An 8,963-nucleotide genomic window follows, 5' to 3' on the forward strand; every position below is an offset into this window, starting at 1 on the left:
CCATGGCTGCGCACGATACCTCTCGCCACGAGATCCTTCATATCGAGGGGCTGGGGAAGTCCTTCAGGGGCTCCGCCGTCTTGAAAGATGTGAACCTCATCGTGCGGCGCGGCGAGACCGTCGCCATCATAGGCCCGAGCGGTTCTGGGAAGACGACGCTGCTCCGCAGCGTCAACTTCCTGACACCATATGACACTGGGCGCGTCCTCATCAATGGCGAACTCATGGGCTACACCGAGAAGGACGGCAAACGCCGTCCGGCGACAGATGCCGGCATCAGCCGGCTGCGCCGTTCGACGGGCATGGTCTTCCAGCGCTTCGCACTCTTCCAGCACATGACGGTCCTGCAGAACGTCATCGAAGGCCCGGTGTACGTCCTCGGTCTTTCCAGGGAAGAAGCGAGGAAGAGGGCGGTGGCTGCGCTTGCCACCGTAGGTCTGACCGGCAAGGAAGACCACTATCCCGCACAGTTGTCGGGAGGCCAGCAACAGCGCGTCGGCATTGCGCGTGCGCTGTGCATGCAGCCGGACATCATGCTGTTCGACGAACCCACTTCGGCGCTCGATCCCGAACTGGTGGGCGAAGTGCTCGGCACGATGCGACGTCTGCGCGAGGAGCATCGCACCATGCTGATCGTCACGCATGAGATCGGCTTTGCCGCCGATGTCGCCGACCGTATCGTCTTCATGGAGGCCGGCGCCATCGTCGACGACCGGCCCGCCGGGGAATTCTTCGCACGACCGAAGACCACTCGCATCGCTGCGTTCCTCTCCCGCCATAGCGGCGGCGCGAACTTTCGGGAGGGCGCCGCCCATGGTTGAATTCGCCGCCACCTATTCCAGCCTGTATCTCAAGGGACTGATGATCGGCCTTGGCCTGACCGTCGCAGCGATGGCGGGCGCCTTCCTCATCGGCCTATTCGTGGCGCTAGCGCGCGTGTCGCAGCGCAGATGGCTGAGAATGCTTGGCGGCGCCTATGTCGCGCTCTTCCGCGGTATTCCGCCGTTGGTGCTGCTCTATCTCGTTTATTTCGGCCTGCCCGCCTGGGCGGCCCAAATAGGAAATTCGTTCCTGATCACACTGTTAGGCCCGCTCGACAACCGGCTTCTCGCGGCGACGCTCGCCTTTTCCATCAATGCCGGCGCGTATACGACCGAAATCATCCGCGCGAGCATCCAGGCGCTGCCCGCCGACCAGATGGAAGCGGCGAGATCGGTCGGCATGACTTACGGGCTTGCCATGCGCCGCATCGTCCTGCCGCAGTCGCTACGGATCGCCTTTCCACCGCTTTGCAACGAGTTCATCGTCATCTTGAAGGGCACGTCGCTTGCGTCGGTGATCGGAGTGACGGAACTGATGCGTAGCGCTCAAATGACCGCCGCCGCGACTTTCCTCAACCTGCAGGCCTACATGCTGGCTGCGGTCTTCTATGTCGCTGCGGTAATCCTGTTGCAAGCGCTCTCATCCCTGATTGAAGTCAAGATTCTTGATGGGGGAGCAAGATCTTGAACGGGTGCGAGGGTCAATCAGCACGATCCGCTGATTCGCTCACTGACGTCCGCTAGGTGTGAGCTTTCAGGAGGTTGTCCATTCGGACCGGACCGAGGAGGCTGGAGTTACCAGGCTTCAGCACTCGTCGGAGGGTCCGAATGAACATCCACAAGAATGCCCGTCTCACGCCGCTGCGTCGAGAGGAGATGGCGCTGTCGGTGATAGAAGGCGCTTTTTCCAAAGCCCATGCGGCACGCGTTTACGGCGTATCGGCCAAGATCGTGGCGCGCTTAGCGCTATAAAGCCGAAGGGCGGGCCGGCATGGTCGACCGGTCCTCGCGGCCTGCCCATATGCCACAGGCCACAACTGCGTCGATCGCCGCGCGCATCGTGGCGCCGCGGCGGCAACGTTGGACCGGCATGGCATGCCCGTGGGCGGTCGACGAGCCGGTTCAGCCGATCAGAAGCCTCGTTTGCGTGGGGCTAGCGAGGGAGTCGTTCCATCGTATCGATAGTCATTACGCGCTCGCTCCGCTTTCCTAGTCATCCTCGGAAGGGACTTGACGGGCTGGCCAATGCGGCGAAGCTCTGCCTGCTTCTATGCAGGGGAAAACCTATGATGCAACGGGCCATCCGGACCATCGACTATCACCTGGCAGGCGAGCCGTTGCGAATCGTGCTCGGCAGACAGGTGGTCGAGGGCTGCACTATGGCAGAAAAAGCCGCCAACGGTGAAACCATCCTGGGTCGGCAGCGGGACTTCCTGGTGACCGAGCCGCGAGGCCATGCCGAGATGTTCGGCGCCTTCCTCACTGATCCTGTCAGCGCGGGCAGCGCCTTCGGGTGCTGTTCTTCGACGCGTCCGCGGGCAGCGGCTTCAAGGGGGCCTGCGGCCACGGGTCGATCGCGCTCGCCGCTGCCGCGTTTGAGCAGGGTTGGGTCAAAGGTCACGAAGGGTGGAACGAAATCCGTCTGGACGTGCCGCTGGGGACGGTAACGCTGGCGGTGGAACTGGTGGACGGCAGATCCGCCCGCGTGCGCTATTACCATGTGCCGAGCCGCCTATTGGCCAGGGACATCAACTTGGCAACAGCGCGGGGAACCGTGCTGCTTGACCTCGTCAAGGCCGGAGCGCTCGTCGCTTTTGTCAACCTGCCCGCCTTGCGTGAAATCTACGCAGCCATACGCGCGACCGCGCAAGGCGCCAGGTTGCGCCATCCCGAAACGCAAGCGCCGGTTACGCCGGAACTGGTGTTGTTCACCAACGACCGGAAGCAGGAGAACGATGAACTGCGCTACTATGTGGCCGCGCTGTTCGGGCCGGACTCGCTCGATCGCTCGCCATGCGGGACGGGAACATCGGCGCGTGTGGCGCAACTTATCGGCCGCGGGCGGATGGACACGGCCGGTCGCGTGACGGCCACCAGCATCATCGGCTCAAGTTTCGAAGGCAGAGCGATGGGCACCGTTGACATAGACGGCATAACACATGTCCTGCCGGTGGTGACTGGAAGCGCCCACATGACCGGCCGGCACGAGTTCGTTCGTGACCCGGCGGACGGGTTGGCAGGCGGATTCCGGTGCGGCCCGGAAAGCTGAGGCGGCGGACGGGCGGGAGTCCTCTTCCACGGGTATGTTTCTGTTCCGGCCGGCATGCCCTATTGGTGGCCATCGCTATTCTGGACGCATTCTGCTTCATGCCATCACACCCGCCCTTGGACGTCGATGTTTTCATAGCTCGTACGGGTATGGCGGCCCGATGCCGGCGCTCGACCTCGACGGTCAAAGGGCTGACTTATGATCGTCCCAGACGCTGGCGGACGCTATAGGCCGGCGGCGTTGCCATGGAGGTAATCAGCAGCGACCGCGTCGAGACGCTCATCGATTTACCCGCCCTTATCGACGCTTTGCGAGAGGGTTTTCGGCAAGGCGCCGTGACGCCGCCGCGTGTCCGTCACGAGGTCAATGGCAGCGACGGGGCGAGCCTTTTCGTGATGCCCGCCTGGCAACCAGGCGTCGGGCGGGTGGTGAAACTGATGAGCGCCGTGCCCGCCAACGTCGCGCGTGGGCTGCGCACAAGTTCCGAGGTGCTCAGCATGTTCGACCCGGTGACGGGAGAGCTTTGCGCCGTCATCGAATCGAGAAGCCTGACTAAAAAGAAAGGCAGTGTGACAGTCCGGGTGAATCGGTTTGCGCCGGGCATAGGTCTGACCAGGGCGTTCGCCGCAGCATTTCGACGCCACCACGAAATTCCACCCCGGAGCATGGCGGCGACGACAGCCGGCAGGAGGAAGCCACAAAGTCCACGCCGGCTAAGCCTTGGCTCACGGGCGTACCATCAATCGTGCCCGCAGGGTTGCAATCGCAGGGGAGGGCGTACCGTTGGCCGCGCGTGACGCAGCCGAGACGAACAAGGCTTTTCCACGCCCGCGCCGGAACATCCGGCGTAGTAGCGACCCCTATTCAGGACGGGGAGTCGTGTCCAGACGACATCGCAACTGGACGGAAGACGAGTCGGCCGGTCTGGTTCTGCTTGGACGATGGACGTCGAACTCGTTGACGAGCAGTTGGCCGATCGAGATTGTCAGAACCCAATAGTCGCATTCCGCGCCAGCGCGACTGAGCCAACGACGCATTTCGCTGAGGCAGAGGTGGCTTGATGACAGTTCGATGCCTGATGGAAAGCTCTCGGACGAGCATACCGTGCCGGTTGAGCGTCCCGGCCGCAAGTCGCGCCCGCGAGGCCCGCTCCGCTTGAGTTTGCTCAAGCGGAAGCTATTGTATCAGGGTATGCAGCCGACCTTTTCTCTCGACCGATTTGGACGCTGGAGCAGCGGTTTGGCCGCCGCCGCCGCGGCGCCAACGCCCGAGGACCTGTCGGCTCGTTTCACCGCCGCCGCGCAGATCTTGCTTCAATCGGATCGCGTCTATGTCGGCCTCTACCATCGCGACATAACGTCGGTGACCATCGACGATGCCGGGCCCGACCGCTGGAACCGCGACTATGATGCGCGCATCTATCGCCAGGATCCGTTCTTCCAGAAGTTCGCCAGCACCAGGCAGGATTTCCTGCTGCCGCTGTCGGCGCTCAGCGACCGCGATTTCCGGCTCACGCGCTACTATCGCGAATTCTACGAACCCTCCGGCAGCTTCGATGAGATAACCGGCGTGTTCAATCTCGACAGGCTGACGGCGGGTTATGTCACCTTTCTGCGCCGAAACGGCGCGCCGCCTTTCGGCGAGCACGACCTGGCGACAGCGGGTGCCGCCAGTGGCGCGACAAGGCTCATCCTGCAAAGACTGCTTTATCTGTGCCGCTTTCGAGACAACGGTGCGGCAATCGATTCCGCGAGGTCGCGGCTCAGCGTCCGCGAGAGCCAGATAGCGCGGCTGCTGATGGATGGCGGCAACGCCAAGGGCATTTCGCGAAGCCTCGCCATTTCGCCCGGTACCGTCCGCAACCACATCAAGCAAATCTACCGCAAGCTTGGCGTGCATTCCCAGGTGGAATTGCTGGCTTCTGTCGGCCAGCCATCGCAACAGTGACGCCCTGGCAATGCATGGCACCTATTGCCCGGTCACCACGCGCGTCCAAAGGCGGTTCTGCTGCCGCAACAGCTTGGCGTCGTTGTTCTCGACCACGAACAGCTTGGCCTTGACGTCGTCCGGTGGAAATACGCCGGGATCCTTGGCCACCGCCTGGTCCATCAGCGGCAAGGATTCCGGTATCGGATTGGCGTAGGAAACATAGCTGGAATTGGCCGCGGCGATATCGGGCCGCATGTTGAAGTCGATCCACGCTCGTGCGTTTTCGGGGTGGGGCGCGTCCTTCGGAACGGCCATCGTATCGAAGTTGATCAGCGTCCCTTCCTTGGGGATGGAATAGGCGATCTCGAGCTTCCTGGCCGATTCCGCGGCCCGGTTCTTGGCCTGGAGGATATCGCCGGACCAACCCAACACGACGCAGATATCGCCGTTCGCCAGATCGTTGATGTATTTCGACGAATGGAAATAGCGGATGTAGGGCCGGACCTTCTTCAGGAGTTCCTCGACCTTGGCGAGGTCGTCGGGACTGGTCGATTTCGGATCGATGTGGAGATAGTTCATCGCCATGGGAATGATCTCGGTCGGCGCATCGATCATGGCGACGCCGCAATCGGAGAATTTCTTGACGACGTCGACGTCGAAAACCATGGCGAAGGAACCGGTGGGTGCGTCCGGCATCCTTTGCTTGACCATGGCTACGTTGTAGCCGATCCCATCCGTGACGGCCATGTAGGGAACGGCGTGCAGGTTCTGCGCATCCGCGCCCGCGAGCAGCGCGAGCGCCTGCGGATCGAGCTTGGCGTAGTTGGCCAGCTTCGACTTGTCGAGTTCGAGAAAAGCCCCCGCCTTGACCTGGTTCTTCAGGAACGGAAAGGCTGAGGGATAGACGACGTCATATCCGGAGCCGCCCGTGAGCAGCTTCGTCTCAAGGACCTCGTTGCCGTCATAGACGTCGTAACGAACCTTGATGCCGGTCTCCTTCTCGAATTTTTCGGCGGTATCCGGAGCGATGTAGTCGGACCAATTGTAGACGTTGACGATCTTTTCCTCGTCTGCCCGGACGGCGGTAATGCAGATGCCGCAAGCAAGTGTTGCCAGAAGCATCGAGAAGATTGGAGAGCGCATGCGTGTCCTCTTTATCGTTGGCCTGGGTTCGCGGATTGGGCCTGCTTCCAACTGGCCGCGCCAGGCGTTCAGGCCGCGTCTGGTCTTGTCTGCGGGGCATAAACCGGCAGGGTGATACAGGCGATATTTCCACCCCCCAGCAGGATTTCGCGGGAGTTCTCGATGCCGATTATCTTGTGGTCCGGAAACAGTTCGGCCAGTTCTTGCTTTGCCTTCATGTCGAGATCGCAGCCGAATTCCGGAACGACCACGACGCTGTTGCCCGGGTAATAGTTGACGTAACTGGCGGCGACCCGATTTCCCGCCGGGCGTGCCCATGTCTGATCGGACCGGTCGATGCTTTCGCTTTCCTCCGCCGTCGTCTCGATCGGCAGGGGATGGGGCAGCCGATGGACCTCCAGGGCGCGGCCGCGCGCATCGCGGGCCGAACGCAGGATTTCCTCGGCCTCGCGCACGATCTCGTATTGCGGGTCATCCCGGTCCTCTGTCCAGCTCAGCGCGACCACACCGGGCCGCACGAAGCAGCAGATATCGTCGACATGGCCATCCGTTTCGTCGAAGGCAAAGCCTCGCGGCAGCCAGATGATGGTGTCGACGCCGAGAAAGTCGCCGAGTTGCCGCTCCACCTCGGCCTTGCCGAGATGGGCATTGCGGTTCCGATTGAGCAGGCACTGCTCGGTCGTGATGAGCGTGCCTTGACCGTCGCATTGCAGACCGCCCCCTTCGGCGATCAAGGGCGCCCGGTAGCGAGCCATCCCTTCGACCTCGAGCACCTTTCGCGCCACCAGGTCATCCAGGTCCCATGGCGAATAAAGTCCGCCGTCGAAACCGCCATAGGCGTTGAAGGTCCAATCGACGCCACGCACCTCGCCGCGGTCGTTGATGACGAAATTGGGGCCGCTGTCACGCAGCCAGGAATCGTTGGTCGACATTTCCACCACGCGCACATTGGCCGGCAGCCGGGCCCGTGCGTTCTGCCACTGGCGACTGGATACAGCCACCGTCACGGGCTCGCTTTGCGCGATCGCCGAGGCGACATCGGCAAACAGCTTTTGCGCCGGCTTGGCACCCAGGCGCCAGGTGTCGGGCCGCTCCGGCCAGATCAGCCAGCACCCAGCCTTGGGCTCGAATTCGCCGGGGGCACGAAATCCGTCCTGCTTCGGCGTTGTCGTGAGTGTGCGTGACATGATGGGACCACTGGAAATGAGCCAAAAGAGCTTGCCAGGATCAGACGGCTTTAAGATCTCCTCGGTCAATGTCCCATTTGGGATATTGGCGCCCCTTGGAGCATTCGCGTCCTTGTCGTGGAGTCGACTCAGGCCTTCACTGTGAAGCAATGGCCCGTCGAGATCTCGGTGGCCTCGATCGTCAAATTGGCAGGCCATCCGGGGTGGTGAAGCTGGCGCCAAACGCCTCCTCCAGACGTTCCGCCGCGGACGAGAGGCTAGGCTGACCTCGCTGCAGCAACGAGACGTCTCGCATGACAAGCGGGTCGATGAGGTCGGCGGTCGTAACGCGCACAGCGGAGGCCAGTTGGCTGGAATTCTCCGGCAGCACGGCAATTCTCAGCCGGCGGCAATCATCCCGATAACCGTCGTCGAGAAGCGAACCTCGCATTTCAGCCGGAAATTCGGAACGACGTGCTCGACGAGGTTGCGCAGCGGATTTGCCGTGGTCAGCAAATCAACGTTTCGTCCGGCAACTCAGCCCAGCTTGGCAAGCCGGTGATCTCCGGTAAACGAGCATGAGCTTGTCGCGTAACAGGGACGTGCCGGCGATCTCGGGGTCGCGTTCCGAGGAGGTGCCAACTGCAATATCGACCTGACACATGGTAACCACAAGGTTTTTGGCTTGTGAGAGGGCGACCGGAAACAGACTGCCAGCTATTTCCTTTCGAGAGAGCAAGCTGCTTGCTAACGGGCTCGCGGCTCCCAGCTTGACAAAAGCGATGGCGGCCGATTCCAGCATTTCCGAAAGGCGTGCGATGTTGGTGACGCCGGCAGCGGGTACTCGATTAAATTCGTCGACAGGCAAATGAAGTCTTCCATGGATGAAGTCCTTTAGCGACCTCCACAGTAGGCTGCGCCCATGACCGATAAAGACGTTGGTTCCCACCAATGACGTTTTCCGCTTTCGGTTTTCTAGACGGGACAGATGCGATCCCGCCTGCCGTGCTAGTACTACAGTTGCAATTATTAGCAAATCATGATTCTCCTCAAGCGTTTAGGACAGCTTGAGGAGAGCTTGGGGATGTCTGTTTCTGACTGGGCTGGATCCGGGATTGGTTGGGAGCGGGAACTGACGGCCTTGAAAGGCCGGCTTTGCCCGGTGTTCCGCCGCCTGGAAGCGCGCGAGGGTTGCGGTGCGTTCATCGACGGTCTTCTGTCGGGGATCGAGCGCAAGACTGGCTGGCTGATGGCTGAGCAAGCCGGCCTTTCAAGGCCATGGCGGATGCAGGCGCTACTTGGTCGTTCGCAGTGGGATTGCGAGCGAATGCGCGACATCGTTTTCGACTATGTCATCGAGGCACTTGGCGATGACTCGGGTGTGCTGGTTGTCGATGACACCGGCTTCCTCAAGAAAGGCCGGCATTCGGTGGGGGTCGCGCGACAATACTCGGGAACCGCGGGGCGGATCGAGAACTGCCAGGTTGGGGTGTTTGCCGCCTATGCCAGCCGTTTCGGCCAGGCGCTCATCGATCGGCGGCTTTACTTGCCGGAGGCGTGGGCCAGGGACGAGGCGCGTCGCAAGGCAGCGCATATTCCACAAGACGTGGCATTCGCGACCAAGCCGGCGATCGC

Annotated in this window: 9 protein-coding genes and 1 pseudogene; 7 read left to right on the top strand and 3 right to left on the bottom strand. The window is 61.8% G+C overall.

The genetic code is table 11. From position 1 onward, the window contains the following. The first annotated feature begins 2 nt into the window (after window positions 1-2). The 6 genes and pseudogenes from FJ546_RS20730 (at window position 3) to FJ546_RS20760 (ending at window position 5,037) form a co-directional block, all read left to right on the top strand. A complete protein-coding gene (locus FJ546_RS20730; protein WP_281405657.1) occupies window positions 3-821 on the top strand; it encodes an amino acid ABC transporter ATP-binding protein in 819 nt (272 codons plus the stop codon). After that, on the top strand, window positions 814-1,509 hold the full coding sequence (locus tag FJ546_RS20735; protein ID WP_181168021.1) for an amino acid ABC transporter permease: 696 nt from the start codon (window positions 814-816) through the stop codon (window positions 1,507-1,509). The genes FJ546_RS20730 and FJ546_RS20735 overlap by 8 nt, the downstream gene beginning before the upstream one ends. 140 nt (window positions 1,510-1,649) lie before the next feature. Beyond that, window positions 1,650-1,911: pseudogene (locus tag FJ546_RS20740) on the top strand (leucine zipper domain-containing protein); the annotation flags it as partial. Between the two features lie 423 nt (window positions 1,912-2,334). Next, entirely contained in the window at window positions 2,335-3,090 is a 756-nt protein-coding gene (locus FJ546_RS20750) for a proline racemase family protein (RefSeq protein ID WP_140891021.1), read from the top strand. A gap of 245 nt (window positions 3,091-3,335) precedes the next feature. Next, window positions 3,336-3,887 carry a hypothetical protein gene (locus FJ546_RS20755; RefSeq protein WP_140891022.1) on the top strand — a complete coding sequence of 184 codons (552 nt, stop codon included), beginning with the start codon at window positions 3,336-3,338 and terminating at the stop codon, window positions 3,885-3,887. A gap of 442 nt (window positions 3,888-4,329) precedes the next feature. After that, a complete protein-coding gene (locus FJ546_RS20760; protein ID WP_246686900.1) occupies window positions 4,330-5,037 on the top strand; it encodes a LuxR family transcriptional regulator in 708 nt (235 codons plus the stop codon). A 21-nt stretch (window positions 5,038-5,058) separates the two neighbouring features. On the opposite strand, the gene FJ546_RS20765 is transcribed toward FJ546_RS20760, so the two are convergent. The 3 genes from FJ546_RS20765 to FJ546_RS20775 all read right to left on the bottom strand — a co-directional run bounded on the left by FJ546_RS20765 (window position 5,059) and on the right by FJ546_RS20775 (window position 8,196). Then, complete coding sequence (locus tag FJ546_RS20765; protein ID WP_140891023.1) at window positions 5,059-6,162, bottom strand: polyamine ABC transporter substrate-binding protein; 1,104 nt, start codon at window positions 6,160-6,162, stop codon at window positions 5,059-5,061. 68 nt (window positions 6,163-6,230) lie between these two features. Further along, window positions 6,231-7,418: an agmatine deiminase gene (gene aguA, locus FJ546_RS20770; protein ID WP_348641990.1), complete on the bottom strand. Its 1,188-nt coding sequence runs from the start codon at window positions 7,416-7,418 to the stop codon at window positions 6,231-6,233. A 427-nt stretch (window positions 7,419-7,845) separates the two neighbouring features. After that, complete coding sequence (locus FJ546_RS20775) at window positions 7,846-8,196, bottom strand: hypothetical protein (RefSeq protein WP_140891024.1); 351 nt, start codon at window positions 8,194-8,196, stop codon at window positions 7,846-7,848. A gap of 171 nt (window positions 8,197-8,367) precedes the next feature. Here FJ546_RS20775 and FJ546_RS20780 point away from each other — a divergent pair. Further along, window positions 8,368-8,963, top strand: a 596-nt coding sequence (locus FJ546_RS20780; protein WP_246686901.1) for an IS701 family transposase, incomplete at its 3' end; no start/stop codon positions are given.

The organism is Mesorhizobium sp. B2-4-19, assembly GCF_006441315.1.
Taxonomy (GTDB): Bacteria; Pseudomonadota; Alphaproteobacteria; order Rhizobiales; family Rhizobiaceae; genus Mesorhizobium.

What these genes read in the sequence shown, in the direction of transcription:
- FJ546_RS20735 (WP_181168021.1), top strand. Translation starts at nt 814, where the DNA reads ATGGTTGAATTCGCCGCCACCTATTCCAGCCTGTATCTCAAGGGACTG.
- FJ546_RS20730 (WP_281405657.1), top strand. Translation starts at nt 3, where the DNA reads ATGGCTGCGCACGATACCTCTCGCCACGAGATCCTTCATATCGAGGGG.
- FJ546_RS20755 (WP_140891022.1), top strand. Translation starts at nt 3,336, where the DNA reads ATGGAGGTAATCAGCAGCGACCGCGTCGAGACGCTCATCGATTTACCC.
- FJ546_RS20765 (WP_140891023.1), bottom strand. Translation starts at nt 6,162, where the DNA reads ATGCGCTCTCCAATCTTCTCGATGCTTCTGGCAACACTTGCTTGCGGC.